Annotated in this window: 30 protein-coding genes, 3 tRNA genes and 1 pseudogene; 17 read left to right on the top strand and 17 right to left on the bottom strand. The window is 65.3% G+C overall.

All coding sequences use genetic code 11. The features are described from left to right. On the bottom strand, nt 1-1,977 hold the full coding sequence (locus G6N15_RS07525) for a DUF6541 family protein (RefSeq protein ID WP_083088479.1): 1,977 nt from the start codon (nt 1,975-1,977) through the stop codon (nt 1-3). A gap of 108 nt (nt 1,978-2,085) precedes the next feature. Here G6N15_RS07525 and G6N15_RS07520 point away from each other — a divergent pair, with 108 nt between their 5' ends. Beyond that, nucleotides 2,086-3,282, top strand: a complete 1,197-nt coding sequence (locus G6N15_RS07520) for a cysteine desulfurase-like protein (RefSeq protein ID WP_083088480.1) — start codon at nt 2,086-2,088, stop codon at nt 3,280-3,282. Between the two features lie 76 nt (nt 3,283-3,358). Here G6N15_RS07520 and G6N15_RS07515 read toward each other — a convergent pair whose 3' ends face one another. Then, the gene (locus G6N15_RS07515; protein WP_163747978.1) at nt 3,359-4,336 is read right to left on the bottom strand and encodes an NAD(P)H-quinone oxidoreductase; all 978 of its coding nucleotides are present in this window, start codon (nt 4,334-4,336) and stop codon (nt 3,359-3,361) included. 66 nt (nt 4,337-4,402) lie between these two features. Here G6N15_RS07515 and G6N15_RS07510 point away from each other — a divergent pair, with 66 nt between their 5' ends. Next, on the top strand, nt 4,403-4,921 hold the full coding sequence (locus G6N15_RS07510; RefSeq protein ID WP_232070367.1) for a MarR family winged helix-turn-helix transcriptional regulator: 519 nt from the start codon (nt 4,403-4,405) through the stop codon (nt 4,919-4,921). A 21-nt stretch (nt 4,922-4,942) separates the two neighbouring features. Further along, nucleotides 4,943-5,029 (top strand) — tRNA-Ser (locus G6N15_RS07505). A gap of 96 nt (nt 5,030-5,125) precedes the next feature. On the opposite strand, the gene G6N15_RS07500 is transcribed toward G6N15_RS07505, so the two are convergent. The 4 genes from G6N15_RS07500 to G6N15_RS07485 form a co-directional block, all read right to left on the bottom strand. After that, complete coding sequence (locus G6N15_RS07500; protein WP_083088481.1) at nt 5,126-6,232, bottom strand: Rv2629 family ribosome hibernation factor; 1,107 nt, start codon at nt 6,230-6,232, stop codon at nt 5,126-5,128. A gap of 38 nt (nt 6,233-6,270) precedes the next feature. Next, complete coding sequence (lipE, locus tag G6N15_RS07495) at nt 6,271-7,509, bottom strand: lipase LipE (protein ID WP_139797887.1); 1,239 nt, start codon at nt 7,507-7,509, stop codon at nt 6,271-6,273. 61 nt (nt 7,510-7,570) lie between these two features. Further along, nucleotides 7,571-7,759 (bottom strand): hypothetical protein, encoded by a 189-nt coding sequence (locus tag G6N15_RS07490; RefSeq protein ID WP_083088483.1) that lies wholly within the window; start codon nt 7,757-7,759, stop codon nt 7,571-7,573. A 38-nt stretch (nt 7,760-7,797) separates the two neighbouring features. Then, complete coding sequence (locus G6N15_RS07485; RefSeq protein ID WP_083088484.1) at nt 7,798-8,622, bottom strand: crotonase/enoyl-CoA hydratase family protein; 825 nt, start codon at nt 8,620-8,622, stop codon at nt 7,798-7,800. Between the two features lie 23 nt (nt 8,623-8,645). On the opposite strand from G6N15_RS07485, the gene G6N15_RS07480 reads away from it, so the two are divergent. Further along, a complete protein-coding gene (locus G6N15_RS07480) occupies nt 8,646-9,230 on the top strand; it encodes a TIGR03086 family metal-binding protein (RefSeq protein ID WP_083088485.1) in 585 nt (194 codons plus the stop codon). Nucleotides 9,231-9,340: 110 nt separating this feature from the next. Here the strand turns inward: G6N15_RS07480 and G6N15_RS07475 are convergent, their stop codons facing one another. Together G6N15_RS07475 and hisC are read right to left on the bottom strand one after the other, a co-directional pair. Beyond that, nucleotides 9,341-9,808 carry a DUF4334 domain-containing protein gene (locus G6N15_RS07475; RefSeq protein ID WP_083088486.1) on the bottom strand — a complete coding sequence of 156 codons (468 nt, stop codon included), beginning with the start codon at nt 9,806-9,808 and terminating at the stop codon, nt 9,341-9,343. Then, complete coding sequence (gene hisC, locus G6N15_RS07470; RefSeq protein ID WP_083088487.1) at nt 9,805-10,887, bottom strand: histidinol-phosphate transaminase; 1,083 nt, start codon at nt 10,885-10,887, stop codon at nt 9,805-9,807. Before hisC ends, G6N15_RS07475 begins: the two co-directional genes overlap by 4 nt. A gap of 129 nt (nt 10,888-11,016) precedes the next feature. Between hisC and G6N15_RS07465 the strand changes: the two genes are divergently transcribed. Both G6N15_RS07465 and G6N15_RS07460 read left to right on the top strand, forming a co-directional pair. Beyond that, nucleotides 11,017-11,105, top strand: a tRNA-Ser gene (locus G6N15_RS07465). A gap of 41 nt (nt 11,106-11,146) precedes the next feature. Further along, nucleotides 11,147-11,219: transfer RNA gene (locus G6N15_RS07460), tRNA-Arg, on the top strand. 30 nt (nt 11,220-11,249) lie between these two features. Here G6N15_RS07460 and G6N15_RS07455 read toward each other — a convergent pair. Then, entirely contained in the window at nt 11,250-11,642 is a 393-nt protein-coding gene (locus tag G6N15_RS07455) for an SgcJ/EcaC family oxidoreductase (protein ID WP_083088488.1), read from the bottom strand. Between the two features lie 11 nt (nt 11,643-11,653). Beyond that, the gene (locus G6N15_RS07450; RefSeq protein WP_083088489.1) at nt 11,654-12,652 is read right to left on the bottom strand and encodes a phosphotransferase family protein; all 999 of its coding nucleotides are present in this window, start codon (nt 12,650-12,652) and stop codon (nt 11,654-11,656) included. Nucleotides 12,653-12,756: 104 nt separating this feature from the next. Here G6N15_RS07450 and G6N15_RS07445 point away from each other — a divergent pair, with 104 nt between their 5' ends. The 9 genes from G6N15_RS07445 to G6N15_RS07410 all read left to right on the top strand — a co-directional run bounded on the left by G6N15_RS07445 (nt 12,757) and on the right by G6N15_RS07410 (nt 18,522). Beyond that, on the top strand, nt 12,757-13,143 hold the full coding sequence (locus G6N15_RS07445) for a nuclear transport factor 2 family protein (RefSeq protein WP_083088490.1): 387 nt from the start codon (nt 12,757-12,759) through the stop codon (nt 13,141-13,143). 4 nt (nt 13,144-13,147) lie between these two features. Next, nucleotides 13,148-13,561 (top strand): MmcQ/YjbR family DNA-binding protein, encoded by a 414-nt coding sequence (locus G6N15_RS07440; RefSeq protein ID WP_083088491.1) that lies wholly within the window; start codon nt 13,148-13,150, stop codon nt 13,559-13,561. Nucleotides 13,562-13,644: 83 nt separating this feature from the next. Next, nucleotides 13,645-14,568, top strand: a complete 924-nt coding sequence (locus G6N15_RS07435; RefSeq protein ID WP_083088492.1) for a class I SAM-dependent methyltransferase — start codon at nt 13,645-13,647, stop codon at nt 14,566-14,568. Nucleotides 14,569-14,837: 269 nt separating this feature from the next. Beyond that, the gene (locus G6N15_RS07430) at nt 14,838-15,089 is read left to right on the top strand and encodes a hypothetical protein (protein ID WP_083088493.1); all 252 of its coding nucleotides are present in this window, start codon (nt 14,838-14,840) and stop codon (nt 15,087-15,089) included. Continuing rightward, the gene (locus G6N15_RS22695; protein ID WP_169922526.1) at nt 15,086-15,244 is read left to right on the top strand and encodes a DUF6131 family protein; all 159 of its coding nucleotides are present in this window, start codon (nt 15,086-15,088) and stop codon (nt 15,242-15,244) included. Before G6N15_RS07430 ends, G6N15_RS22695 begins: the two co-directional genes overlap by 4 nt. A 172-nt stretch (nt 15,245-15,416) precedes the next feature. After that, nucleotides 15,417-15,572 (top strand): DUF6131 family protein, encoded by a 156-nt coding sequence (locus G6N15_RS07425; protein ID WP_139797886.1) that lies wholly within the window; start codon nt 15,417-15,419, stop codon nt 15,570-15,572. 135 nt (nt 15,573-15,707) lie between these two features. After that, a complete protein-coding gene (locus G6N15_RS07420) occupies nt 15,708-16,412 on the top strand; it encodes a response regulator transcription factor (protein WP_083088508.1) in 705 nt (234 codons plus the stop codon). Next, nucleotides 16,390-17,886, top strand: a complete 1,497-nt coding sequence (locus tag G6N15_RS07415; protein WP_083088494.1) for a sensor histidine kinase — start codon at nt 16,390-16,392, stop codon at nt 17,884-17,886. The genes G6N15_RS07420 and G6N15_RS07415 overlap by 23 nt, the downstream gene beginning before the upstream one ends. A gap of 228 nt (nt 17,887-18,114) precedes the next feature. Then, the gene (locus G6N15_RS07410) at nt 18,115-18,522 is read left to right on the top strand and encodes a lipoprotein LpqH (RefSeq protein WP_083088495.1); all 408 of its coding nucleotides are present in this window, start codon (nt 18,115-18,117) and stop codon (nt 18,520-18,522) included. An 87-nt stretch (nt 18,523-18,609) separates the two neighbouring features. Here G6N15_RS07410 and G6N15_RS07405 read toward each other — a convergent pair whose 3' ends face one another. From G6N15_RS07405 to G6N15_RS07380, 6 genes are all read right to left on the bottom strand, one after another. After that, complete coding sequence (locus G6N15_RS07405; protein ID WP_083088496.1) at nt 18,610-19,581, bottom strand: NADPH:quinone oxidoreductase family protein; 972 nt, start codon at nt 19,579-19,581, stop codon at nt 18,610-18,612. After that, entirely contained in the window at nt 19,581-20,174 is a 594-nt protein-coding gene (locus G6N15_RS07400) for a TetR/AcrR family transcriptional regulator (protein ID WP_083088497.1), read from the bottom strand. The genes G6N15_RS07405 and G6N15_RS07400 overlap by 1 nt, the downstream gene beginning before the upstream one ends. Beyond that, the gene (locus tag G6N15_RS07395) at nt 20,174-21,478 is read right to left on the bottom strand and encodes an acyl-CoA dehydrogenase family protein (protein WP_083088498.1); all 1,305 of its coding nucleotides are present in this window, start codon (nt 21,476-21,478) and stop codon (nt 20,174-20,176) included. The genes G6N15_RS07400 and G6N15_RS07395 overlap by 1 nt, the downstream gene beginning before the upstream one ends. A gap of 48 nt (nt 21,479-21,526) precedes the next feature. After that, complete coding sequence (locus tag G6N15_RS07390) at nt 21,527-22,291, bottom strand: SDR family NAD(P)-dependent oxidoreductase (protein ID WP_083088499.1); 765 nt, start codon at nt 22,289-22,291, stop codon at nt 21,527-21,529. 1 nt (nt 22,292) lies between these two features. Then, nucleotides 22,293-23,336: a phosphotransferase family protein gene (locus G6N15_RS07385; RefSeq protein WP_083088500.1), complete on the bottom strand. Its 1,044-nt coding sequence runs from the start codon at nt 23,334-23,336 to the stop codon at nt 22,293-22,295. A gap of 69 nt (nt 23,337-23,405) precedes the next feature. Continuing rightward, nucleotides 23,406-23,873: a MarR family winged helix-turn-helix transcriptional regulator gene (locus tag G6N15_RS07380; RefSeq protein ID WP_083088509.1), complete on the bottom strand. Its 468-nt coding sequence runs from the start codon at nt 23,871-23,873 to the stop codon at nt 23,406-23,408. A 37-nt stretch (nt 23,874-23,910) separates the two neighbouring features. Between G6N15_RS07380 and G6N15_RS07375 the strand changes: the two genes are divergently transcribed. Together G6N15_RS07375 and G6N15_RS07370 are read left to right on the top strand one after the other, a co-directional pair. Then, nucleotides 23,911-24,594, top strand: coding sequence for a class I SAM-dependent methyltransferase (locus G6N15_RS07375; protein WP_083088501.1), 684 nt, complete (start codon nt 23,911-23,913; stop codon nt 24,592-24,594). 70 nt (nt 24,595-24,664) lie between these two features. Next, complete coding sequence (locus G6N15_RS07370; RefSeq protein ID WP_083088502.1) at nt 24,665-25,264, top strand: hypothetical protein; 600 nt, start codon at nt 24,665-24,667, stop codon at nt 25,262-25,264. Between the two features lie 72 nt (nt 25,265-25,336). Here G6N15_RS07370 and G6N15_RS07365 read toward each other — a convergent pair. Next, nucleotides 25,337-26,015: pseudogene (locus tag G6N15_RS07365) on the bottom strand (class I SAM-dependent methyltransferase). Nucleotides 26,016-26,028: the final 13 nt, after the last annotated feature.

The raw sequence follows: 26,028 nt of genomic DNA, 5'->3' as shown, positions 1-26,028 counted from the left end.
TCAGGAGCTTGTCGCGGCAGCATGGCCGCGCCATTCATAGATGCGGGCCTCACCGTTGTCGTAGATCTTCACCCACGACTTCGACGTATCTAGTGACACTAGCCCGTCGGGCATGACGAACCCTCTCACGGTCGGTGTGCTGGTCAGGACGTAGCGGATATTGAGTACCCGGACGGCTTCGGGTACTCGTGGATCGTGGTCGGCATCGTCGGCGTAGGCCCAGAAAATAAAGCGGTGGTAGCCCGGGCCCTGTTGCATCGGGTAGTCGTAGTGCGTCCACAACGGGTGCAGGCCCGCCACCGCGTACATCCAGGCCGTGCCGTCGGTGTTGGCGTTGCCGATCAGCGTCTCGCGGGCGCCGGGCAGCCTGGCCAGATACGCCATGGCCTCCAAATCGCGTTGGTCGATCATCACCGAGTCGTACTTGTCGCCGAACAAAAACCGGTGCCGCGGAAAGTAATGCCAGGCGCTGACCAGGTTGACCGCGACCAGCAGCACCACCGCGGTGGCCGCCCACACCGCTGGCCCCACCTGTCGCCTCAGTCGCCGGTCTGCGAGCCGCCTGGCGCCGGCCACCACCGCCATGACCAAGGTGAACAGCGCGACACCGGACATCAGCACCAGCAGCAGCGTCGTCGCCGCCGCGATCCGGCGCGGGTCTTTGTAAAAAAACTCGCCGAATGCTCCGGCGAGTCTTCCGATCGGGCCACCTAGCGGTGTACCCGCATCCACATTGACCACGATCAGCACCAGCCACACCGCCAGCGGCCACCAGATCTTCTTGACCAGCAGCACAAGCCCACCGATGGCCGCCACCGCGATCAGTGCGTACTGGACGGGAAAGTCGTTGAGGTGGCGCGAGTGCTGAAACACCGCGTCGAACAGCCCGCGCTTCTTGCTCAGATAGGTCAAAAAAGAGTGCCCGGCGATGACGTCTTCCTGCTGCTTGACGCTGATGAACTGCGGCAGCAGCACCAGTCCGCTCGGCACCGCGACCGCAGCCAGCGTCAGCACGTCGACGATCCGACCGCGAACCGGATGCCACAGTGCCTCCAGTAGCCACCACGCCGCCAGCATCATCAGCACCACAACCCCGCCGGTGATGTGCACCGAGAAGATGCCGACCAGCGCCAGCACCGACACCGGGATGCGGTCGCGGTGCCGCAGCGTCGACGTGATCAGCACAAAGGTGGGTGCCACGATCCCGTACGCGGTCAGGTTCGGCATCGCGGCGGTGTCGAACTCGACGTAGGGCACCGCGGTGAACGAGGCCGAGATCGCCGCAGCCGTGGCTGCCGCTCCCGCGGCGCGCCACTCCGTCGTATGCGTGCGCAGCGCGCGCCAGGTCAGCAGCGCCGCGCTGACCGGAAACAACCAGATCGCGGCCGCCAGCGAACCCAGCGTGTAGGCGGTGGTGGCTGCTGCGCCGGTCAGCTGCGCCAACACCGCCACCAGGGCGTGAAACGCCGACGGGTAGTACAGCAGGGCGTGGGTTTCGACGTTGCGCAGTTCGCCCATGTGGGTCGACGACGCCTGCCCTGTGTCGAGGATGAAGCGCACCGTGTTGGCGTGCCAGACCGCGTCCCAGGTGCTGGGGATCGATTGCCAGTGCGGTATTCCGCGAACCGCCGCGAAACCGATCAGCAACGCCCCTAACAGCACACCGGCGGCGACTGTGGCCGCCGGCCAGCCGGTGACCGCACGGGATTCGCCGTCGATGTCGCGATAACGGTCCAGCAGCACGCGCAAAACGGCCACCGCCACCGTGACGAGGATCAGGGCGGCCAGCGCCGTCCAAGCGTTCCAAGGGATTCCGACCGCGCCGAACGGGATGATGGCCAGCGCGACAACCCCGTAGGTCAACGCCGGCCCGACCGCCACCGCGATCGGCCACGTTAGCTGAGCGCTGCGCGCGACGATTGCTCCGGGGGCTATCAGCAACAACAAAGCGATAAGGATTCCGATTGTCAGCCCCACTGGACTAGTATGGCTGGCCGGGCGACCCGGCTCGGGACGGCGGGGACGTATCTGGGTGCCCCGCTAGCGTCGCGGTTTGCGGACCAGCGGAATTCTAAGGTGGCTGCCATGGCATTCGACGTCGCCCGGGTGCGCGGACTACACCCGTCGCTCGGGGACGGCTGGGTGCACTTCGACGCCCCGGCCGGAATGCTGATTCCCGAGTCCGTCGCGACCACGGTGTCGACCGCTTTCCGCCGGTCGGTGGCCAGCACCGCCAGTGCGCATCCCTCAGCGCGACGCAGTGCAGCTGTGCTGGAGGCGGCGCGGCAGGCGGTGGCCGATCTGCTGGGCGCCGACCCTCGCGGAGTGGTCTTGGGGGCCGATCGTGCGGTGTTGCTGTCGTCGTTGGCCGATGCGTCGTCGTCACGTGCCGGTCTGGGCTACGAGATCGTCGTCACCCGTCTCGACGACGAAGCAAACATCGCTCCGTGGCTGCGTGCAGCAAACCGGTTCGGCGCGAAGATCAAGTGGGCCGAGGTCGACATCGAAACCGGTGAGTTGCCGAACTGGCAGTGGGAAAGCCTGATCGGCAAGTCGACTCGGTTGGTCGCGGTGACGTCCGCGTCAGGCACCCTGGGCACCGTCACCGAGTTGCGGACGTTGACCAAACTGATCCACGACGTCGGCGGTCTGGTGGTCGTGGACCACTCCGCGGCCGCACCGTACCGGCTGCTTGATATCGAGGAAGCCGACGTCGACGTGGTGGCGGTCAACGCGGTCGCGTGGGGTGGTCCGCCGATCGGCGCCTTGGTGTTTCGTGATCCGGCACTGATCAATTCGTTCGGCTCGGTTTCGACCAACCCGCAGGCCACCGGCCCGGCCCGGCTGGAAGTCGGCGTGCATCAGTTCGGTCTGCTGGCCGGTGTGGTCGCCAGCATCGAATACCTTGCCTCACTCGACGAGTCCGCCCGCGGAACCCGACGCGAGCGACTCGCCGTGTCGATGGAGTCGGCCGGCTCGTACATGAACCGGATTTTCGACTACTTGATGGTCTCGCTGCGATCGCTGCCCTTGGTGATGGTGATCGGCCGACCGGAGATGCGCATCCCGGTGGTCAGTTTCGCCGTTCACGAGGTGCCGGCCGAGCGCGTGGTACAGCGGTTGGCGGACAACGGGATTCTGGCGATTTCCAATGCCAGCTCACGGGTGCTCGATGTGATCGGAGTCAACGACGTCGGCGGCGCGGTCACCGTCGGGTTGGCGCATTACTCCACGACCGCCGAAGTCGACCAGCTGGTGCGCGCGCTGGCGTCGCTGGGCTAGTCGGTGGGTTAGTGGGCGAGCAGACGCAAAAGCCCCCGAACGCGCGGCGTGTCAGGGGCTTTTGCGTCTGGTCGCGCTAAACGGTCAGCACGATCTTGCCGGCCACCCGTCCCGACGACAGCAGCTGATGCGCGTCGGCGGCCTGCTGGATCGGCATCACCGCTCCGATGATCGGCCGGACCCGTCCGTCAGCAATCATCGGCCACACCGACTTGACCACCGCCTCGACGATGACGCTCTTGCCGTTCGGCCCGGACACCGGTCGGCCCCGCAATGCGGTCCCGATGACCCGTGCGCGTTTGCTGACAAGCTTGCCCAGGTTGAGTTCACCCTTCACCCCGCCCTGCAAGCCGATGACGATCAGCTGCCCGTCGCTGGCCAGCGCGTCGAGGTTGCGGTCCAGGTAGGCGGCACCCATGATGTCGAGGATCACGTCGGCGCCGGCACCGTCGGTGGCCTCCCGCAGCCGCGTCACGAAGTCCTCGTCGCGGTAGGCGATGGTGATCTCCGCGCCCAGCTCGCGACACAGTTGCAGCTTGGCCGGGGAACCTGCGGTGATCGCCACCCGGGCGCCCAGCGCCCGGGCCACCTGGATCGCATGCGTGCCCACCCCGCTGGCGCCGCCGTGGATCAGCAGTAGCTGGCCGGCGCTCAAATCCGCGGTCAGCACGAGGTTCGACCACACCGTGCACGCCACCTCGGGCAGCCCGGCGGCGTCGCGCAGCTCTACCCCGTCAGGAATCGGCATCACCTGACCAGCGGGAACAGCGACGTATTCGGCGTAGCCGCCGCCGGCCAGCAAAGCGCAGACTTCTTGCCCGGCGGCCCAGTCGCCGGCATGCTCGCCCACCGCGGCGACAACCCCGGCCACTTCCATGCCGATGATCTCGCTGGCTCCGGGTGGAGGCGGGTAATGGCCGGCCGCCTGCAGCACGTCGGCGCGGTTGACGCCGGCGGCGGCGACCTTGACCAGGACCTCATCGGGGCCCGGCTGCAGGTCAGGGACCTCCTGCCACACAAGTTGACCGGCGGAGTCGGCGACGATCGCATACATGGTCGACAGGCTACTACCAGCGGATTTGGGCTGTTCCAGAGACGATGCGTCGCATAGCATTACGGGATGGCGAGCCGCAGCCTGATCGGCGGCCGAACCCCCGGTGACATGCCGGGGCTTGATATCGCTGAGCAGAAATCGTGGCAGAACTTCCTCGACTGCGCTGTGCGGGTGTACGTGACGCTGAACCGCCGGTTGACCGAGGCACATCAGCTGTCGCTCTCGGACGTGCGGGTGCTCGACATCCTTGACAACGCCGACGGCGGCTCGGCCCGGATGGGTGATCTGGCCGAAGCGTTGCCGTCGCTGCCCAGCCGGCTGACCCGACAGATCCGTCGCCTGGAAGCACAGGGGCTGGTGCGTCGTGGCAATTGCCCCAATGACCGGCGAGGCGTGGTGGCCACGATCACCGAAGAGGGCCGCACCGTGGCGCAGGAGGCCATGGCCACCTACGCCCAGGGTGTGCGGAGCTATTTCCTCGGACAATTGTCGCGGGCCCAGATGGCCGCGATCGGGGAAAACTGCCGACGGATCAGCGCGGGGCTGAAGCTCCCGAGCCAGTCGGCGAGGATCGCGCGGGTCTGACGCACCGTTACGCTTGTCGACGGTGGCGTGGCAGAGCGGCCTAATGCACTCGCCTTGAAAGCGAGAGACGGCTAAAACCGTCCGGGGGTTCAAATCCCTCCGCCACCGCTGTGTCGCCACCGCTGTGTCGCGCGACAGAAGTAGCGGTTGCGGTTAGGTCCGGATTCACGACCCTGGCGTCTGTTTCGCGACGCGTCGGAGGGATCAGTGCAGCGTCGGCGCATAGCGCAGCACCGCGCCGATACCGTCAGCTGGGGCGATGCGCTCGTCGGTGCGTATCAGCGATGCTCCGATCCGTATCGCGAACATCGGCAGTGCCTCGTCGGCCCGTAGCGTCTTGGCCGGCGCCTCGCCCTGCTCGGAGAGCACTTCCGCGTTCGGCGCTAGGGTAGTGAGCTTCTCGTCGGCGACCACTGTGGCGTCCCCGATGTCGCCGATGATCAAGGTGTCCACCGCACCTTGGCGCAGCGCCGAACAGACAGGGCCGAGCCCTTCGGCAGCCAGGCCGGATGCCCGCCCGATTTCAGCCGAAAAACGTTGCGCTGCATCGTCGATCACCGCAAGTCGGCGTTTGAGCAGCTCAGCCTCGATAGCGTGCTGCACTTCGTCGAAGTCGTGACCGCTGTGCCGCGCACCGACTTCTAGCGCTACCGCCCGGTCGGCGATCCGTTCCGGCAGGGCCGCCAGTAGGTCCGAACGAGAGCGCACCTCGCCGACCACGAAAACCGCTTCGGCCCCGGTGCCGTCGACCAATTCCGCGACGCGGTCGGCGACGGCGCGCACATTCTTGCGCGCGGCTTCGTCGGTACGCAGCTGCGGGTCGCCGTATCCCGCGGTTTCGGCGCCGGCGGCCTTGTGCACGGGATAGCCTGCGCCGTCGACGGTTTCGGAGCGCAGCCGGCCGTCGACGTGGATGGTGAGGTCGGCGCCGGTGTGGTCGACCGCCACCAGAATGTAGTTGGGGTACTCGAAGCCGTGCTCGACGACTGGGACGAGGTAGGGCAGCTCCGATACCCGCACGATCTGCGTAGCGGGTGGGCGCAGCAGATGCTCGTTGAGCACGACCCCGTCGGCGCCGGCGATGACCCCGCGACCGCTACGGCCGATCGGTGGCCGCAGGTCCATGACGGCGCGCTCCATGTCCGCAACGACCGATTCATCGACGCCCTGATCGACGAGTTCCTCCCGCAGCCCGCGCCATCTCAGCTCGAGCTGGGTGGCGGCGTCCTGGGTGTCATGCGAGTCCTCGAAGTAGACCGATGCGAACGGTCCGGCCATCTCCAAGAGTTCACGGAAGCGTTGGGAATCCATGCCAATCTGGGTTGCCCCCACGGCCAGCGGACAAACCGCTAGCCCGTTGAACGCGGAATTTCTGCTGTGATGCGGTCCAAAACAGCGATGTAGCGTTTGGCTTCGGGGTCTCTGCCCGGTTTGCCGCTGCTGATAAGACCGGCCGCAAGCTTGCGCTCCGGGTCCGTCCACACCGCGATGTTCACCAGCCCGGTATGACCGAACGCGGCCGGAGCGTCGCGCCCGAACGGACCGAACCGCCTCGAGCCCAGCATGTACCCGGTGCCCCAGCGCAGCGGCTTGCCTCCGGTTGCGATGTCGGGTCGCAACCGCCGGCATTCCTTCACCGCAGCATGAAGTGTTTCCGGCTGCATGATCCGCACGCCGTCGAGTTCCCCACCGCGGCGCAGCATTTCAGCGAACCGAGACAGTTCGTCGGCCGTCGACACGGTGTTGGACGACGGCAGTACACAGGTGAGGAATTCTGGTCTGTTCGTGTACGGGATGATCTGGTGCACTGTTCCGCCGATCGCCTTGCGGAATGCCGCAGCGATCGGCGCCGGCAGCGGCTTACCAGTGGCGTGGCTCGGCGCGACCAGTGAAACATCTTGCGGCGCAACACCGTAATTCGTCCAGCGGAAGCCGAGCGGATCGAGGATCTCGGCAGCCAGGATCTCGCGGATGTTCTTTCCGGCGGCCGCGGAGACGATTTCCCGCATCAACGGGCCCCACGTCAGGCCGTGGTAGAGATGGACCAGCCCCGGCCGGTACAGCGGGCGCAGCTCGCCCAGCTGTTCGCGCGCGTATTCACTGTCATCGACACGGGTGACGTCGGGTCGGCGCTTGGGCGCGAACGGGACACCGGCGCTGTGGGTCATCACATGCCGGATCGTGGTGCGGTCTTTGCCGTGACTGGTGTAGCTGGGCAGGTACTGGCAGACCCGGTCGTCGAGGGAGAAGCAACCTCGTTCGACGAGCATGTGGACGACGGTGCTGGTGATCGCCTTGGCCGCCGAATAAGCGCAGAACGGTGTTTCGGTCGTGACCGGCACCTTCTGGGCGTCGGGCGGATCGGTCGGCGCATTGCCCCAGCCGTGCCCGATGGCGCGGTTGAGCACGACTTTCCCGTTGTGGCGCAGGCAGAGCTGGATCGCCGGGTGCATGCCCGCCTGATACCAATGGCGTACTGCCTGCCAGATCCGGTCGACAGCGGCGGAGTCGATCTCGGAGTGGTCTTCTTCGCCGACGGCCGTGACGGCGTCGAGGTCGGCCGGGACGCGGATCCTGCCTTCGAGCAGGCCTGGGTCGGTCACGTCCGTCAGGGTACGTGTGCAGCTGGCGCCGCTGGCTGCGCCCCGGCTACGGACGGTCGCCGTCGGTCTGGTCGAAGAACCGCCAGTCGCCGTCGATGTTGACTTCCATCCGCCAGCCCAGCTCCTCCTTGTCGCCCACGGTGTCGACGAGCCAGGCGTGGGCGTCCTCGGCGCTGGCGATGTCCTTGGTGGCGACGACCTCGCCCTGCGGGTTGATCACTCGATAGGTAGACATAGCCGCAGTGTTCCCGGCCGGCGCTGCGGCGAATCGCGCTATTCGCCGGTGAACTGCGGCGGCCGCTTCTCGAACGTCGCCGAGATGCCCTCGGTCAGATCTTTGGACGGCAGGAAGGCCGCGTTCCACGCCGCGACATAGCGCAGGCTTTCCGATACCCGCGAAAACCGTTGCTGGTCAAGGACATCCTTGATCCCGCGGACGGCCAGCGGCGGATTGGCAGCGATCTCAGCGGCGGTGGCGTGTGCGGCGGCCAGGCAGGCGTCGGCGTCGTCGTACACGTCGTTGACCAGACCGATTTTCTGGGCGCGGGCCGCGTCGATGTCTTTACCGGTCAGCGCGAGCTCCCGCAGGTGTCCGTCGTTCAAGATCAGCGGCAGCCGGGCGAGACTCCCCACGTCGGCGACGATGGCCAGCTTCACCTCGCGCACCGAGAATTTCGCGTCGGCGCTGGCGTAGCGGATATCCACCGCGGATATTAGGTCGACGCCGCCGCCAATGCACCAGCCGTGCACCGAGGCGATCGTGGGGGTCCGGCAGTCGGCGACCGCGTTGATCGCGTTCTGCATTCGCTGGATCTCGGCGTGAAAGTCGGCGCGCGGGCCGGCCAGCGCACCGTCGGCCAGCAGCGAAGTGAAGGTCCCGCCCATCGCCGGCACATCGAGGCCGTAACTGAAATTGCGGCCAGACCCGGTCATGACGATCGCCCGCACGTCGCGGTCGGCGTCCAGCGCGGCAAACACCTCCGGCAGCTCCGACCAGAACGCGGGTCCCATCGCATTGCCCTTGCCCGGCCCGATCAGCGTCACCTGCGCGACCTGGTCCTTGGTTTCGATGGTGACGGATTCGCACGAGTCGCCCATACCCAGACCGTAGCGTTACGGGCATGCCGTCTGATCTGCGACCCGGACCTGATTCCCCACCGACTGACGAACTCGACAGCGCTGAAGAAGCGCTGGGCGTGCTGCAACGGGTCTTGCATCGGATATCCAGCGACGACCTGTCGCGCCCGACGCCGTGCTCAGAGTTCGACGTGGCGAAGTTGACCGATCACCTGCTGAACTCCATTACGACTATCGGAGGCGTGGTGGGCGCGGAGTTTCCGCCACGGCAAGCCGACGACTCGGTGGAACGCCAGGTGGTCGCCGCGGCCCGGCCGGCGCTGGATGCGTGGCATCGCCACGGCCTGCAGGGCACCCTGAAACTGGGCGACAACGAAACTCCAGCAAAAGTGTTCGCCGGCGTGCTGGCGATCGAATTGCTGGTGCACGCGTCGGACTACGCCAGGGCCACCGGATACGACGTCGACGTCGCGGATTCGCTGGCCGAATACGTGCTTGAGCTGGCGCAAAAGATCATCACGCCGCAGGGCAGGTCAAAGGTGGGCTTCGATCAGCCGGTCGATGTGCCCGCGGATGCCAGCCCGCTGGACCGGCTGATCGCGTTCACCGGCCGCCAACCTGCCCAGTAACGCCTTGGCCCGCTCGACGATTCTGCGCTGGTGGCGTGATTTCGGCCGAATGCGCGCCACCACCGCAGAGTCGATGCGGTCACCGCAGAGTCGACGCGGTCAGCGGACCCTTAGACCCGCTCCAGGTAGAAGTAGTAATAGCGGCCGTTATCCAGCACACCTTTGCCGTTCATGATGCCCATGACCGCCTGGTCGTCGATCTTCTTGAAGTGGTCGTGGACGGGTTGGCCGTCGTAGACCATCGTCGCGGTGACCTCGCCGCGGAACTCCTCCATCCACAGGCTGGCCTCGCCCTTGCCCATCTCGACGTTGGAGAACTTCTTGCCCTCGTCGTCCAGGCACACCAGCGGCTGCACGTCGGAAGCTGAGGTGAAGGTCTTGCCGAACCAGCGGGCCTTCTCCAGGCGCCCGTTCATGCGGTGTCCGGTGCCGAACTCGCCGCCCTTCCACTCGCCGATCATGTCCGCGATGGTGGCCGGCGCCAGGCTGGACCAATAGTCGTCGAGCTCGGCGTCGGGAATGCGGCCGCCCCGCTCTTTGAATTCGGTGAACTTCTTGCGAGTCAACGCGTCACTCATTGCTTCCTCCTGTGGATCCAGCTCTGCGCGAACCGCAGCAGCGCGTCGTTTTCCTCCGGTGCACCGATCGTGACCCGGACACCGTCGCTGCCGTACGGGCGGACCACGATCCGTGCATCGGCAGCCTGCTCGACGAAGTCGGCTGTGCGCGCACCCAGCGGCAACCAGACGAAGTTGGCTTGCGAGGGCGGCAACGTGAACCCGGCATCACGCAATCCGCTAGTGACTCGGGCACGCTCGGCGACCACGGCATCGGTGCGGGCCAGCAGCTCGTCGGCGGCTTCAAGCGAAGCGATCGCCGCCGCCTGTGAGACGTTGGTCACGGTGAACGGCACGTACACCTTGTCCAGCGCGGCGATCACCTCAGGCTGGCCAACCGCATAGCCGATCCGCAAGCCGGCCAACCCGTAGGCCTTCGAAAACGTGCGCAGTACAACGACATTGCCATACGAACGGACCAACCCAAGGCTGTCGGGCAGCATGCCGTTGCGGACATACTCGACGTAGGCCTCGTCGATAGCGATCAATACATGAGAGGGCATCGCCTCGATAAAGCGGACCAACGCATCGGGATCGACGACGGTCGACGTCGGATTGTTGGGGTTGCACACGAAGACCAGGCGGGTGCGCTCGGTGACCGCGGCGAGCATGGCATGCAGGTCAAAGGCGTGGTCGGACAGCGGCACCTGGATCGACGTGGCGCCCGCGACGCGGACCTGCAACGGGTAGATCTCGAAGCTGCGCCAGCCATACACCACCTCGTCACCAGGCGACGCGGTGATCTGGATCAACTGCTGGCACAGGCTCACTGAACCGCAGCCCACAGCGATGTGCTCGGGAGCCCAGCCGGCGGCGTCGCTGTGGGAATTGAGATGCCTGGCCAGCGCTGATTTGAGCTCCGTGCAGCCAGTGTCCGGATAGCGGTTGGCGACGTCGGTGGCTTTTTCGATGGCCGCCCGCACGCTGGGCAGTGGCCCGAACACCGTCTCGTTGCTGGCCAGCTTGATAGCGCCGGGCACTGTTTTGCCGGGCACATATGCTGGGAGGCCCGCCAGGTCCGGGCGTAGGCGGGCGGTCACTTCGACAGCATATGTCGAGGCTGCGCACGGTATGCCGGGGCGGCTCGGGAGCTAACCGATGAGCGCTGCGCGCCGGGGGACGGCCGGCATTGTGGTCGGGCGGCTTTCAGGTACCCTCAGGAAGTCCAAGGAGGCGTGCCAGAGCGGCCGAATGGGACTCACTGCTAATGAGTTGTCCTCTTAAACGGGGACCGGAGGTTCAAATCCTCTCGCCTCCGCCGCGGGCTGACCATTCAGCCACCGAGATAACTGAACACAGGCGCCCGTAGCTCAACGGATAGAGCATCTGACTACGGATCAGAAGGTTGGGGGTTCGAATCCCTTCGGGCGCGCTCAGTCCTAGACCGGGGCACCAGGTTCGATCAGTTGTCCTTGCGATCCTCACGCACAGCGGCCAGCCCAGCCGAATCGAAGTAGTCACGCCATGCCGGGATCTTTCCGTTGTGCACCTCGAAAACGCCGACGACCGGCAAGACGATCGTTCGCTGGTCAGCGACGAAGTAATCGACCCGCTCGACCATCACGATCGCACCATCGGCGACGATGTGACCAACGTCCACCCGCGCCTGCCCACCCATGGTCATGAAGCTCGCCACGGCGGCTTCGATAGCCTGCAGGCCCTGAACCGGCTCCATCGGGATGTTGTGATAGACGGCGTCGTCGCTGAAGAAAGACGCAACCCGAGCGGCATCCCTTTCCGGCCACGCCGCGACGAACGCCGCAATGAACTCCTGGATCGTCTGCTTCGGTGTCATGACTGCTGAAATCAGCCCTGTCCGTCCATCAAGATCAGCGCGCGTTCGAACAACCACACCGCAGCTGCGTGCAGTTGGTCACCGACCTCTTTCGGGGCTTTGCCCGCGTATGCGCGAGCCAGTGTGCCCTCGATGACGATGCCGAGCTTGAAGCAGGCCAACACGGTGTACCAGGCGATGTGCGACAGGTCGCGGGTGGTGTTGGCGGCGTAGCGCTCCAGCAGGTCGTCGGTGCTGGCGAGCCCGCCCTTCTCGGTGAGCGTATGGCTGAATACGCTCGACCCGTCGGACTGGCGCCAAGTGGCCAGCAGCCACCCCAGATCCAGCAGCGGGTCGCCGATCGTGGACATTTCCCAGTCGACGATGGCGACCACCTCAGGCCCGGTGCGCGAGAACATCACGTTGGCAGCGTGGTAATCACCGTGCAAAATGCCCGGGGACCACGACGACGGCCGGTGCTTTTCGAGCCATTTGGCGACGTGGTCGACGCCGGGAAGCTCCGGTCCGGGATAGTTCTCGAATTCGCGATACGTCTCCAGTTCCGAAAGCCAGCGCGGCACTTGACGTTCGAGGAAGCCCTCCGGCTTGCCGAAGTCGGCCAGCCCGACCGCAACATGGTCGACGGTGCCGAGCTTGGCCAGCGCGTCGGCCATCGACAGGCCCATCTGGTAGCGCACACTCGCATCACTGGCGTGCAGCTGCGGCAGCTCTTGGCCGGCGTTGAACCCGTCGACCGGCTCCATCAGGTAGAACACCGCGTCACCAAGAACTGAGGTGTCGTCGCAGGTGGCGATCAGGTGTGGATGCGGTACGTCGGTGTCGGCGAGCGCGGCCAGCACCCGGGTCTCACGCAGGATCACCGTGTTGCTGCGTGGGCGCAGGTGCTGGGGGCCGCGCCGCAGCACGAACTCCCGCCCCGATTGGCGAAACCGCAGCATGATGTTCTGCGTTCCGCCGCTGAGCTCGGTGACGTCCTGCAGCGGGCCCTCGCCTAGGCCCTGCTTCGACATCCATTCCGCTACCGCACCAAGGTCCACGCCGCAGAAGCTACGCCAGCGCGAACGCGGCAAGTCCAGCCAGGTACCCCGCTCGCGCAGTCTGCAAGGATCGCGGTATGACACCACCTGTGATCCAACGTTGGATCGACATGATCGAGAACAGCCGCACCGACGAACTCGACACGCTGCTCGCCGACAACGCAGTGTTTTTCTCACCGGCGGTGTTCACGCCGCAAGAAGGCCGCGACAAAACGGCGAACTACCTCAAAGCGGCCGCAAAGCTGTTCGGCGGCAGTGACTTTCACTACGTTGAGCAGTGGTACAACGAGCAGTCGGCGATTCTCGATTTCGAGGCCACCATCGACGGCATCTACGTCAACGGCATCGACATGATCCACTGGAACGACGAGCAGCAGATCGTGTCGTTCAAGGTGATGCTGCGACCGCTCAAGGCGCTGCAAACCGTCATCCCAGCGATGGCTGAGCTCCTCCAGCAGTCCTGAGCCCATGGCGCGGCGCCCGGCACGAGTCAGCGACGTTCACGAGATCGCTGCGGCGATGCCGCATACCCGGCGAATCGAAGGGCCAAACGGCAACACGATCTACCAGGTTGGCGGCAAGTCGTTCGTGTTCTTCCGCACCCCGCAACCCGACGCGGCCGATCCCGACACCGGCGAGCGCTATTCCGACGTGATCATGCTGTGGGTGGAATCCGAGAGCGACAAACTGGCACTGGTGCAGGATCCCGATGCACCGTTCTTCACCACCGATCGATTCGACGGTCACCCGTCGGTCCTCGTGCGGGCCAGCCGGTTAGCCGAAATCAGCCGAACCGAACTGGCCGAACTCATCCAGGACGCGTGGCTGTCACGGGCGTCGAAACGGCGCGCGGCCGAATGGCTCGCAGCACATCAGACATAGACCATTCCCGCAGCGACGGTTCAGCCGGAGTTCAGGACGCAAGGGTAAAGTCCGGAGCTGTTGGCAGATAGGAGGGCATCGCGATGCCGCGAACCGACAACGACTCGTGGGACATCACCGAAAGCGTGGGAGCGACGGCCTTGGGCGTCGCCGCGGCGCGGGCAGCAGAGAGCGAGAGCGACCACCCGCTGATCGAAGATCCATTCGCGCGCCTGTTTGTCGACGCCGCCGGGCAAGGCATTTGGAGCCTGTACTCGACGCTTCCGGCCGACGCGGAACCGGATGTGCGGGCCTGGGTCCAGGCGATGACCGACTTCATGGCTGTGCGCACAGCGTTTTTCGACGAGTTCTTTCTCAATGCCGCGCAGGCCGGAGTTCGGCAGATGGTGATTCTCGCAGCCGGGCTCGATGCGCGCGCATGGCGACTGCGTTGGCCGGACGGGGTGACCGTGTATGAGTTGGATCAGCCGAAAGTGCTGGAATTCAAGTCGACGACGCTGCAGCGGCACGGCGCTTCGCCGGCCGCTCGGCATGTGAGCGTGCCCGTCGATCTGCGCCAGGATTGGCCAACGCGTCTGCGTCAGGCTGGATTTGACGAATCGCAGCCGAGCGCGTGGTTGGCCGAGGGTCTGCTGCGTTACCTGCCGGCGTCGGCCCAGGATTTGTTGATCGAGCGCGTGCACTCGCTAAGTCCCGCTGGCAGTTGGCTGGCAGCCAACGCGCCCGGTGGCGACTTCCTCAACCCTGAGCGCCTGGCACGCCAGCGGCAGCGAACCCAACGCATGCGGGCGGAGGCCGCGCGGCTGGCGGACACCGAGATACCGGACGTCGATGAGCTGTGGTACGCCGAGGAACGTACCGATGTCGCCGACTGGCTGAGCCGTCACGGCTGGGATGCGTCTTCAGTGACCATGACGGAGATGCTGGCCCGCTATGGTCGCGCTATTCCTGACGAGGAATTCTTGCCGCCAACGGTTTTCGTTTCCGCCCGGCGGCTGGCCGACTAACTGGCTGAGCGGTCACCGAGTACCGCCGATAGATTCGTTAACTGGCGCAGCATTTTTCAATGCTGATGCCGTATTCGGTGTTGCTACTCGTGTGCCGAAGTCAGCAGCGCGGGTGGTGTCGTGAGCTCGTTACAAGCGCCTGGCACGTCGCCGCATAACCGTGGGACCTTGCTGACAGCGAGCTTTCTGAGCTCAGATTGTAATGTTTGGACGTTTGCTGCGCGGGTACGCTGGTTTGACAGATTCGGCTGAAGACTGCGGAGGTCATCATGCGGTACGGCGGAATTGTCGGCGCGGTTGTGCTGGTGTGGCTGTTGATCGGGGTGCTCGCAGCGTGGCAACGCGATTACTTCAAGGGCGGTGACACAAGCTGCGCTACCGCGGGAAACGTGGCGCTCACCGTGCTTGCTGGACCGTTGAACTACGCCGGCGTGAATCCGAAGGTCAACTGTAATTTGCCGCAGCCGAGTTCGATGCGCGGAATCGACATCTCACACGTGATGGGAATGGAGTCGTCGTGATTGCCCTCGGGATCATTTTGATCATTCTCGGAGTGGTTTTCAAAACTGTTCACTGGTTGTTCGTGCTGGGCATCGTCTTGCTGGTGATCGGAGCGGTGTTCTGGGTGCTAGGGGCGGTGGGACGTCCGGTGGCCGGCAGACGCTACTGGTATTGACCCGACAGAAATGGCGGCCCAGATGCCTCACATGACTCGGATGCGTCGCCGTAACGGCACTGGTTTTTCCCTGGAACTACACCGGTGTGAACGCGAAGGTCACTTGTCCTTCGGCAGAGTCCAGTTCGATGCAGCCAGTCGACATCGAACACTTCACTGAAATGGAGTCGTCATGATTGTTCTCGGAGTGATCCTGCTGATCCTTGGAATTGTCTTCGGCATCCCTATATTGACGACGATCGGCATCATCTTGCTGGTCATCGGCGCCATCTTCTGGATCATGGGCGCCGTCGGGCGGCCGGTGGCGGGCAGACGTTACTGGTACTAGCAGCGCCGCGGCGCGCGGCCGCGTCGCAGGGCTGTTCTCACAGCTAACCCATAGGATTGGCACAGCATCGGCTCATTCCTGTCCGGAGAGTGGAAAGCTGTGACGCAATCCAACACGTCGGCTGAGCGCGTCGTGATGCGGCGTGCAGACGGTAATCCGATCAGTGTCCTGGTGGTCGACGATGAAGCCGTTCTTGCCGAGATGGTGTCGATGGCACTTCGGTACGAGGGGTGGGACGTCACCACCGCCGGTGATGGCTCGTCAGCGATCACGGTCGCGCGCAGCCATCGGCCCGACGTCGTAGTCCTCGATGTGATGCTGCCGGACATGAGCGGTCTGGAGGTGCTGCGCAAACTGCGCGAACAGAATCCGCAGCTGCCGGTACTGCTGTTGACGGCGAAAGATGCGGTGGAGGACCGCATTGCCGGGCTGACCGCCGGCGGCGACGACTATGTCACGAAACCGTTCAGCATCGAAGAAGTCGTGCTGCGGCTACGTGCGTTGTTGCGCCGTACCGGGGTCACGAGGGTGGACAGCGGTGCCCAGATCGTGGTGGGCGACTTGGTACTCGACGAGGACAGCCACGAAGTCACCCGCGGCGGCGAGCCGATTGCGCTGACGTCCACCGAGTTCGAGCTGTTGCGGTTCATGATGCGTAACGCCAAGCGGGTGCTGAGCAAGGCACAAATCCTGGACCGGGTATGGAGTTACGACTTCGGCGGCCGCTCCAACATCGTCGAGCTCTACATTTCCTACCTGCGCAAAAAAATCGACAACGGGCGCGAGCCCATGATCCACACACTGCGCGGCGCCGGCTATGTCCTCAAGCCGGCCCGCTAGCACCCGACGTATCTGGTCGCTGCGCCTACGGCTGTTGGTCGGTCAGATCGTCGTGCTGGCCCTGGTGTGTGTCGGAATCGGCGCGGTGACCGAGCTGGCGTTGTACCGCTACCTCGTCGGGCAACTCGACCAGCAACTGCAGGGTGCGTCGCACCGCTCGGCTACGACCTATGGCGAGCCGCCGCCACCGCCGGTGCCGTGGCGGCATCCGCGGGTACCGATGCCGGGGCCAGGCCCGCGGTTTCTGGATGCCCCCGGCCAGCCCGTCGGCATGGTCGCCGCTGTCGTCGGCAACGGCTCGCCAGTCAATGCCGGTTACCTGACCAGCTCGGGATCCCGGGCGGCCGTGAGCGATACCGCCAAGGACCAGTTGGCGGCGATCGCCAAGGACCGCAGCCCGGTGACCAGCGAGCTGGACGGGCTCGGCCATTACCGGTTGGTGGCTGCTCCGGCGCGGCACGGTAACGACGTCATCGTCACCGGCTTGCCGATGTCCATTGTCGACTCCACGTTGATCCGGATGCTGATGATCTTCGGTGTCGTCACGGTGATCGCATTAGCCGCCGCGACGACGGCGGGAATCGTGATCATCCGGCGAGCGTTGGCGCCGCTACGACGGGTGGCGCAAACGGCCGGGGAAGTCGTCGACTTGCCGTTGGACCGCGGCGAGGTGGCACTGCCGGTCCGCGTTCCGGAACCGGACGCCAACCCCTACACCGAAGTTGGCCAGCTGGGGTTGGCGGTCAACCGGATGCTCGACCACATCGCGACCGCGTTGTCGACCCGCCAGGCCAGCGAGACCCGTGTGCGCCAATTCGTCGCCGACGCCAGCCACGAGCTACGCACCCCGCTGACCGCGATCCGCGGCTACACCGAGTTGGCGCAACGCATGCGCACTGACACCGACGCGGTGGCCCACGCGATGAGCCGCGTGGAATCAGAGACCGAACGGATGACCCGCCTCGTCGAGGACCTGTTGCTGCTTGCGCGGCTGGATTCCGGTCGGCCCCTGGAACGTAAACCAGTAGACCTGTCGCGGGTGGCGGTCGATGCGGTGAGCGACGCCCATGTCGCCGGACCGGATCACCAGTGGGAACTCGACCTGCCTCCCGAGCCGGTGGTGGTCCTCGGCGACGCGGCACGGCTGCACCAAGTAGTGACCAATCTGCTTGCCAACGCCCGCATCCACACCGGCCCGGGAACCGTGGTAACGACGCGGCTCACCACCGAGCCGGAACACACTGTGCTCAAGGTGATCGACAACGGTCCCGGAATTCCGGAACGGTTGCAGTCGGAAGTCTTCGAGCGATTTGCCCGCGGCGACACATCACGCTCCCGCAAGGGCGGCAGCACCGGCTTGGGGCTCGCGATCGTCTCGGCTGTGGTCAAAGCCCACGATGGGACGATCTCGGTACAGAGCAGGCCGGGCCACACCGAATTCACCGTTCGGCTGCCTTTCAATAACCACCGCTAGAAAATCGGTCGATGTGAAGGGCGCGTGACACGCGAAACAATAAGTGGTACCGCGAATATCGATTTTGGCAGGCAGTTCATCGGCGGAGCCTTGCGTTAATTTTGATTATTACCAACACCGCTGGTCATCTGAACCCCATACTGCTTGCGGCGGCCCGCCGCAATTGGCTGGCCACGACAAAAAGGAGACAGTGGTGAATCGTTGGGTCGGGGTTCTGGGGGCGCGGCGATGATCGTCGCAGCCGTTGCTGGTTGTGCCAGCGGCGGCGGCCAGAAGGTCAGCACTTCTGGGCATGCCAAGGTAGTGGTCGATGGCCAAGACCAGAACGTCAACGGTCCGGTCACCTGTCAGAAGGCTGGCGGCCAGCTGCAAATCGGGATCGGTCAGCCCGGTTCTCCCAATAATGTCGCGGTGCAAGCCACCGACGCGGATCCGCCTGCCATTCACCAGATCTCGCTCGGCAAAGTCAACGGCGTTCAGCTCGCGTATCAGCAGGGCAGCCCCGGGGCCAGCGCTTCAGCCACCAAGGACGGCAGCGGCTACAAGTTCAGCGGGACGGCGACCGGCATGAACCCGTCCGATCCGATGGCGGGGATGGTGAGCAAGCCCTTCGAGGTGGACGTGACCTGCCCGTAGCAGAATCGGTCACGATGACGGCGGCGTCCGCGGGGCGCCGCCGTCATCATATCCGAAGTCTCACAACGAAATCACGTCTCCAGGTGCTCAATCGACGTCGATGACCACTTTGCCGATCGCCTTGCGGTCGGCCACATACCGTAACGCTGCGGCGGTCTCGGCTAAAGAGAAGCGCGCGCCGATGTAGGGCCGGATCCGGCCGTCGGCGAACATCTGATGTAGCTCGCCCATGTCGCGGGCGGCTTCGGCCGGGTGGTCTTCATGGAAGGTGCGGATCTCCATACCGCTGATCGTGATGCCTTTAAGCAGAACAAGGTTCAACCGGATAGCGGGAATCTCGCCCGCCGCATATCCCAGGGTGACGAACACCCCGCCACGACCCAGACCCCGCAGCGCGGGCTCGGAATACCGTCCACCGACCGGATCGATCACCACCCGGGCACCGCCACCGGTGAGCTCACGGATCCGCGCTCGCAGATCGTCGCGCTCGTAGTCGACAATCGCCTCGGCGCCGCGCTGCCGGCACACCTCGAGTTTTTCCGGACTGGACGCCGCCGCCAGCACCCGAGCCTTCATCGCGACCGCCAAATCGACGGCCGCCAACCCCACCCCGCCGGCGGCGCCGAGCACGACCACCCAATCACCTTCGGCCACTTGACCAATCGAGCGCAGCGCGTGGTAAGCGGTGCGATAGGTGACACCGAACGCAGCCGCCGCGGCAAAGTCGACGCCCTCCGGTATCGCCGACACCGACTCGGCGCGAAGCAGCGCCTGCTCGGCGAACGCGCCCACGAACGCGGTACCACTCACCCGGTCGCCCGGAGCGAAGCCGTCACCGTCGCCGACCGCTGCCACCTCACCGGCCAGTTCACTGCCTGGAGTGAACGGCACGGGAATCTGGATTTGGTATTTGCCGTCGATCAGCAGCACATCCGGGAAGTTCACGGCCGCGGCGCGGACCCGGACGACCAGCTCGCCCGCAGCGGGCGTCGGGTCAGGAACCTCTTCGAGGACGAGATCCTCGGGCGGCCCGTATCGACGGCAGACAACAGCCCGCATCAGGTTACGCCCAAGCCGCGCAGACAGAATCGCACCAAATGCCGGATGTCATCGCGGCTGGGGCGGTCGGCCGAGCCCACATATCGTCGCATCGCTGCGGCGGTGCAGAGAAATACCGCGTCGGCGTCCCGCTCGGAACCCCCCAGCGCGGAGACCGGTTCGGTCAGCAGGTCACGCAGCGGTCGCATGATCTGGTCGACATCCACGCTGGCCGACATCTGTCCCGCTGCTGCGCGGCTCATGCTGATCAGATGCGGGTCGGCGACCTGCGCGAGCGTGCCCTCGATCCAGCGCGCGATCTTGTCTTGCGGCTTGGACTCTTTGGCCATCTGGTGCGCAAGATATGAGACGACGATCGCCACCCCGCGCTCCATGACCGCCAGGATGAGATCGTCCTTGCCGGCGAAGTATCGGTAGAACGCTTTGTTCGACGATCCGGCTTCGGCGACGATGTCGCTGACGCGCGGCGGCTCAGGTGCGACGCGTTCCATCACCCGCACGGCGGCGGCCAGGATGCGCTCGACTTCCTCGGTGGCCTCGCGCTGACGGTCGTCGAGCGCCCGTTCCACCGCGGCAGCGACTCGGCTGTTCATCACGAATCAGGCAGCGCCGGAACGCGATCGACGAGGCCGCCATACTTCGCCCGGGCCGCTTCCACGCGCTTGTCCAGCAATTCGCTGGGCCATTCGGGATCCTCTGCCTCGTAGTTCTTCAGCAGCATCCGGGCGAGGTTGACCTTGTGCGCCTCGGTGGGGCCGTCGGCCAGACCGAGCGCCACGCCGCCAAGAAGCACGTTGGTCAAGGGCAGCTGATCGGTCAGCCCCAGTGCGCCGTGTACCTGGATGGCGCGCAACCCGATCGATTTGAGCACTTGCGACGCCAAGATCTTGCAGACCGCGATCTCGGTGCGGGCGGCGTGCTCGCCGGCGGTGTCGATCAGCCACGCGGCGTGCAGCACGGTGAGCCGGAACGGTATCAGCTCGGCGTAGGAGTCGGCGATGAATGCCTGCACCAGCTGCTTGTCGGCCAACGAGCTGCCTTGGGTGAAGCGGCTTTTCGCGCGGCGGGCCATCATGTCGATGGCGCGCTGGGCGACGCCGATGGAGCGCATCGCGTGATGCAGCCGGCCGCCGGCCAGCCGGCTCTGCAGGATCAAGAAACCCTGGCCGGGCTCGCCGAGCAGCGCGTCCGCCGACACCCGCACCCCGTCGTAGCGCACCAGCGAATGACCGGGCTCGTGCGGATGGGCACCGGCCAAATGGTGGGTGGCTTCGACGACCAGGCCCGGTGTCCCTGCCGGAACCAAGAAGGTCGACGCCCCGCGATGGACCGGCACATCGGGGTCCGTGATCGCGACGACGATGAAGAACGAGGCCACAGAGGCGTTGGAGGAGAAGTACTTTCGCCCTGTGATCACCCAGTCATCTCCGTCGCGCGCGGCACGCGTGGTGAAAACCCGCGGATCGGCGCCGCCTTGCGGCTCCGTCATCGAGAAGCAGGAGAAGATCTCCCCGGACAGCAGCCCGGCCAGGTAGCGGTCCTTCTGCGCTTGGGTGCCGAAGCGGGCCAGGATCTCGGCGTTGCCAGTGTCGGGTGCTTGTGTTCCGAACACGATTGGCGCCCAGGGGCTGCGGCCCAGGATCTCGTTGATCAGCGCCAGCTTGACCGCGCCGAAGCCTTGACCGCCGAGTTCCGGACCGAGGTGCGGTGCCCAGAGCCCTTGGTCGCGGACTTGCTGTTTGAGCGGGTCGACGATTTTGCGGCGCTCGTCGCCCAGTGGCAGGAATTCGCAGCCGGGGAACAGCACCTCGAGGGGCTCCACTTCTTCGCGGACGAACTCGCGGATCCAGTCGAGCTTCTTCTCGAATTCCGGTTCAGTGGAGAAATCCCAGGCCATGTTGAACCCTCCTTAGTTTCATGGGAGCCGACACGGTTGCGATCGCCGCTAGGGGATCCCGCCGTCGGCCCGCAGAATCGAGCCGGTGGTGAAGCTTGATGCGTCCGACGCCAAAAACAAAGCAGCGCCCACGATTTCAGCCGGGTCACCGGCCCGTTGCAGCGATAGGTGAGCAAACGGCTTCTGCGTCGCCTGCTCCAGATTCCAGGCCTTGCTGACATCGGTCAGAAACGGTCCGGCCATCAGCGTGTTGACCCGCACCGCCGGTCCGAACGCCTTGGCCAGCGCCTCGGTCATCGCGTTGAGACCGGCCTTGGCCGCCGCGTACGGGATGATGTCCGGTGTCGGGCGAAGCGAGCCCGCAGTGCTGACGTTGATGATCGACCCGCGGCCGGCCGCGACCATGCGCTCACCAACCAAAGCCGACAATCGAAACGGGCCCTTGAGGTTGAGGTTGACCACCGCGTCGAACAGCTTCTCGGTGACATCTGTGAGCTTGTCGTAAATCGGCGACATGCCGGCGTTGTTGATCAATACGTCGACCTTGCCGAACCGTTCATACGTCGCATCGACCAAGCCGTCGAGCTCATTCCATCGACCCACATGCACGCCATAGGGCATCGCGGGACGCCCCGTCTCGGCCTCGATTTCCTTGGCAGTGGCCACACAGTTATCCATCTTGCGGCTGGCAATCACCACGTCGGCGCCGCAGCGGGCGACCCCGAACGCCATTTCCCGGCCCAGCCCCCGACTGCCGCCGGTGATCAACACCACGCGATCGGTGAGGTCGAAAAGCTGCTCGGCGTAACCCATTTCACGCCCTCGTCGGCAGCGACCGGGCCAGCTCGGCAGCCGTCGCGATCAGTTGCAGGATCATGGGCCCGAACGCCTCGGTGATCTTCGAGTCCACCTTGCCGGTCCGCACTCCGGCAGCGTAGGTCTTCTCCAGCACGATGCCCAGCTTCCAGTTCGCCAGAATCAGGTAATAGTCGATGTTCTCGGTGGAAAGCCCGCTGATCTTCTCGTAGTGCTCGAGCAATTCGCTGCGGGTGGGCATGCCGGTCAGGTCGAGGTAAAAGCCGTCGGTCCGCGGGTGTTCGCCGTCATAGCCCAGCAGACACCAAGCCAGGTCCAGCAGCGGGTCGCCGACCGTGGTCATCTCCCAATCGACGATCGCGGCCAGCTTGGCCGGCGGCCTGTGCGCGAACATCACGTTGGCGAACTGATAGTCGCCGTGCATGATGCCCGGGGTGTAGTGCGCGGGCCGGTTGCGGCGCAGCCAGTCGGCGGCTTCGTCGAGGCCCGGCAGCTCGCGGACTTTATACGCATCCAGGAATGCCAGCCAGCGATCGACCTGCCGCTCGTGGAACCCGTCCGGGCGGCCGAAGCCCTCCAGACCTCGGGCGCGCCAGTCCACCCGGCCCAACTTGGCTGCGCCGCCGACGAGTTCGAACGCCAGTCCTCGGCGGGCTTCTAGGTCGGTATCGAACGGCGGGGGCCAACCGCCGTCCATCGGGCTCCACCCGTCGATCGCCCGCATGACATAGAAAGGCATGCCGAGCAGATCGCCGGCGTCGTTGGCGGCGATCAGCTCGGCATGTGGCACATCGGTGCCGGACAGCGCCCGCACCAGTCGGATCTCGCGCAGCAGGCCGTCGATGCGGGCCGCGTCGGCCCGGGGTCCGGGCATCCGCAACACCATGCGTTCGCCGCCGCGCTGAATCAGGTAGAGCGTGTTCTGGGAACCGCCGGTCAGCGGCTCCAGGACGGGCTCCTCTCCGTCCCCGGGCGCGTGGTGGGCGTCCAGCCAGCGACCCAACACCCCCGGGTCCAGTTGGGGTCCGCCCGCCACCGCCATGCGCACACCTCGCTCTCGCTGCGGAGAATAGCATTCTCCGCGTATTGACCGAAAGTGCGGCGACGATCGCTAACTCGAGCAGGGCGACGAAGGGGCGGCGCCATCGGCCGGTTGCGAACCCACTGCGTGCAGTAGCCGCTTGAATTCCCGGCGCTCGGCGACCGTGAGGTGGGCCAGGAGTCGCTCGTCGGCAACGTGCACGGCCGCTTCGGCGCGCTTCAGCAGCGCTCGGCCCTTGCTGGTGAGCCGGGCCGGCAGCGCGCGGCCGGACGACACCGTATCTGGCCGTGTCACCGCGCCGATGTCCTGAAGTCCGCGCAGCACCAGGTTCATCGCTTGCGGCGACACATTCGTGGCCCGGGCCAGCTCGGCGTTGGATTGGCCCGGGAACATGGACAGAACTCGCAGGCACACGAATTCCGGTAAGCCGATCCCGACTGGCCCCAGCGCCGCCATCACCTGGGGCCGCAGCACCGTCATCACGCGGTAGAGCAGATAGCCCAACGGCTGATCCTCGTACTCGTCCATGTCAAACATGTTGACATAGATCAAGCAGGTTGATAGATAGGTTGGCATGACTCAACCAGTAGATTTTGAATTCGACGACGTTTACCGCGGGGAATCCGAGCGCCTGGGGCAGGGAGTGCGCCCGCCATGGAGCATCGGGGAACCCCAGCCGGAGCTTGCCGCGTTGATCGAGGCCGGCAAGTTTCACGGCGACGTGCTCGACGTCGGCTGCGGGGAAGCCGCCATTTCGCTTCATCTCGCCGAACGCGGCTACACCACGGTCGGGCTGGACTCGTCACCGACCGCCATCGAGCTGGCCCGCCGTGAGGCGGAGAAGCGCGGCCTGACCAACGCCAGCTTCGAGGTGGCCGACATCAGTTCGTTCAACGGATATGACGGGCGGTTCGGCACCATCGTCGATAGCACCTTGTTCCATTCCATCCCGGTCGAGGCACGCGAGGGATACCAGCAGTCGATTGTCCGTGCCGCCGAACCGGGGGCCTCCTACTTCGTGCTGGTCTTCGACAAGGCCGCGATCCCGGAAGGACCACCGTTTGCGGTCACCGAAGACGAACTGCGACAGGTGGTCTCGAAGTACTGGGTAGTCGACGAGATCAAACCGGCCCGCATCTATGCCAATTTTCCCGAAGGCCACACGGAGCTACCAGGTGCACCGCGCATGAAAATCGAGGACGCACCCAACGGTCGCAAATCCGTTGCGGCCTGGCTGTTATCGGCACACCTGGGCTGACTTGGCCGCGGCCCGAGGGCGTTATGGCTATGCCGGTGGTGAACCGGCATCACACCGAAGGAAGACAGATATGGTTTACGGCGGATTTTCCGGCGCGCCCGGATTTGGCGGGCCGGGCTTTGGATTTGGCGGGCCCGGCTTTGGTGGGCCGCCCTGGGGTGGCCCCGGCTTTGGTTTTGGCGGACCCGGTTTTGGTCGCGGCTTTGGTGGGCCGCGCTTCGGCCTCAAGCGGGCAGCGTTTGGCACGCTAGCACTGCTGCTTGACGGCCCGGCGGACGCCGCGCAGATCGTGCAGCGTACCTCCGAGGCAACCGATGGCGCGTTCAGCCCGCCCCAGGAGGTCGTGGAGCTGGCCATCGGACTGCTCGCGGGTCGCGGCTTGGTGACCGTCGACAACGGCGTCGCCACGCTTACCGAACTCGGCAAAAACCTGTTGGCGTGGCGGGGCATCAGCAGCGAAACAGCACATGCTTTCCTGGCCCGCGCCGCCCAGTTCGGCGACGTGTTCAAGATCCGCAAGGAACTTCGCGAAGTCGCCGGGTTGGCGCGGACGATCACCTGGTCTGGCACCGACGAGCAGAAAGCGAAGCTCGCCGAAGCCAGAGCCAAGGTGTTAGCCGCGCTCACCGAGGCCAAGAAGGCGCTGCACAGCACGCTTGCCGAGAGCTAAGACCACTGCGCACCAACGCGATTGAGGCCTTGAGCTCAACCGCGCTGGATTCGCGCGCAGCCCATGGCAACGTCAGCGCTCGGGTTTGTGGGCGCTGAGGAGAAAGCCTGGGAGCAGCACGTGGCCCTCGTCATCGCGTTGGACGTTCGGGAACTGGTCCCGAGGAAAGTTCACCTCGGTGTCGTTGGCATAGATGTTTGCGGCGCGAATGTCGTCGACCTCCCAGAGCGCCGAAACGGTTTCGCGCAGCTCGGTTTCGGTGACGCCGTGCGGGCCCGGGGCGGTCCCCGGTGTCCTGGTCGCCGAATGCGCCGGCACCGAAAGCCAAGGTGTACAGCGCTGCTCCCGGAGTAGCGGCCCGAAAGGTCGATTGCAGGTAGGCCTGGCGTTTGTCGGGTGGGAGCGAATGCAGGCATCCGCTGTGGAAGACCGTGGCGAAGCGGCTGTCATAGCCAGTGAAAGAGGCGATGTCGGCAACGTCGAAAGTGGCGTTCGTCAGTCCACGCTTCTCGGCCTCCCGGCGGGCTGCCTCAATTGCGGTGGGCGATGAGTCCAGGCCCACAACGGTGTAGCCCCGCGCCGCCAAAGCGAGCGAAAGTGCGGCGTGACCGCAGCCGGCGTCGAGCACGTCGCCGTGTACCTTGCCGTGATCGATCAGAACGGCCAGCTCGGGCGGCGGCTGTCCGATGCTCCACGGGGGCGGCACGTCTTGCCGGTATGCGGCGTCCCAATCCATTGCTGGCTGCGTCATGCGTCCTCCTCAA

The sequence above is a fragment of the Mycobacterium noviomagense genome (genome assembly GCF_010731635.1).
GTDB lineage: Bacteria > Actinomycetota > Actinomycetes > Mycobacteriales > Mycobacteriaceae > Mycobacterium > Mycobacterium noviomagense.
Note: the sequence above shows the minus strand (reverse complement) of the source record. Positions and strands in the feature narration are given on the sequence as shown.

Coding starts and splice junctions, on each gene's coding strand:
- G6N15_RS07520 (WP_083088480.1), top strand. CDS start 2,086: ATGGCATTCGACGTCGCCCGGGTGCGCGGACTACACCCGTCGCTCGGG.
- G6N15_RS07515 (WP_163747978.1), bottom strand. CDS start 4,336: ATGTATGCGATCGTCGCCGACTCCGCCGGTCAACTTGTGTGGCAGGAG.
- G6N15_RS07510 (WP_232070367.1), top strand. CDS start 4,403: ATGGCGAGCCGCAGCCTGATCGGCGGCCGAACCCCCGGTGACATGCCG.
- G6N15_RS07500 (WP_083088481.1), bottom strand. CDS start 6,232: ATGGATTCCCAACGCTTCCGTGAACTCTTGGAGATGGCCGGACCGTTC.
- G6N15_RS07490 (WP_083088483.1), bottom strand. CDS start 7,759: ATGTCTACCTATCGAGTGATCAACCCGCAGGGCGAGGTCGTCGCCACC.
- G6N15_RS07485 (WP_083088484.1), bottom strand. CDS start 8,622: ATGGGCGACTCGTGCGAATCCGTCACCATCGAAACCAAGGACCAGGTC.
- G6N15_RS07480 (WP_083088485.1), top strand. CDS start 8,646: ATGCCGTCTGATCTGCGACCCGGACCTGATTCCCCACCGACTGACGAA.
- G6N15_RS07475 (WP_083088486.1), bottom strand. CDS start 9,808: ATGAGTGACGCGTTGACTCGCAAGAAGTTCACCGAATTCAAAGAGCGG.
- G6N15_RS07455 (WP_083088488.1), bottom strand. CDS start 11,642: ATGACACCGAAGCAGACGATCCAGGAGTTCATTGCGGCGTTCGTCGCG.
- G6N15_RS07450 (WP_083088489.1), bottom strand. CDS start 12,652: ATGTCGAAGCAGGGCCTAGGCGAGGGCCCGCTGCAGGACGTCACCGAG.
- G6N15_RS07445 (WP_083088490.1), top strand. CDS start 12,757: ATGACACCACCTGTGATCCAACGTTGGATCGACATGATCGAGAACAGC.
- G6N15_RS07440 (WP_083088491.1), top strand. CDS start 13,148: ATGGCGCGGCGCCCGGCACGAGTCAGCGACGTTCACGAGATCGCTGCG.
- G6N15_RS07435 (WP_083088492.1), top strand. CDS start 13,645: ATGCCGCGAACCGACAACGACTCGTGGGACATCACCGAAAGCGTGGGA.
- G6N15_RS07430 (WP_083088493.1), top strand. CDS start 14,838: ATGCGGTACGGCGGAATTGTCGGCGCGGTTGTGCTGGTGTGGCTGTTG.
- G6N15_RS07425 (WP_139797886.1), top strand. CDS start 15,417: ATGATTGTTCTCGGAGTGATCCTGCTGATCCTTGGAATTGTCTTCGGC.
- G6N15_RS07420 (WP_083088508.1), top strand. CDS start 15,708: ATGCGGCGTGCAGACGGTAATCCGATCAGTGTCCTGGTGGTCGACGAT.
- G6N15_RS07415 (WP_083088494.1), top strand. CDS start 16,390: ATGTCCTCAAGCCGGCCCGCTAGCACCCGACGTATCTGGTCGCTGCGC.
- G6N15_RS07410 (WP_083088495.1), top strand. CDS start 18,115: ATGATCGTCGCAGCCGTTGCTGGTTGTGCCAGCGGCGGCGGCCAGAAG.
- G6N15_RS07405 (WP_083088496.1), bottom strand. CDS start 19,581: ATGCGGGCTGTTGTCTGCCGTCGATACGGGCCGCCCGAGGATCTCGTC.
- G6N15_RS07400 (WP_083088497.1), bottom strand. CDS start 20,174: ATGAACAGCCGAGTCGCTGCCGCGGTGGAACGGGCGCTCGACGACCGT.
- G6N15_RS07395 (WP_083088498.1), bottom strand. CDS start 21,478: ATGGCCTGGGATTTCTCCACTGAACCGGAATTCGAGAAGAAGCTCGAC.
- G6N15_RS07390 (WP_083088499.1), bottom strand. CDS start 22,291: ATGGGTTACGCCGAGCAGCTTTTCGACCTCACCGATCGCGTGGTGTTG.
- G6N15_RS07385 (WP_083088500.1), bottom strand. CDS start 23,336: ATGGCGGTGGCGGGCGGACCCCAACTGGACCCGGGGGTGTTGGGTCGC.
- G6N15_RS07380 (WP_083088509.1), bottom strand. CDS start 23,873: ATGTTTGACATGGACGAGTACGAGGATCAGCCGTTGGGCTATCTGCTC.
- G6N15_RS07375 (WP_083088501.1), top strand. CDS start 23,911: ATGACTCAACCAGTAGATTTTGAATTCGACGACGTTTACCGCGGGGAA.
- G6N15_RS07370 (WP_083088502.1), top strand. CDS start 24,665: ATGGTTTACGGCGGATTTTCCGGCGCGCCCGGATTTGGCGGGCCGGGC.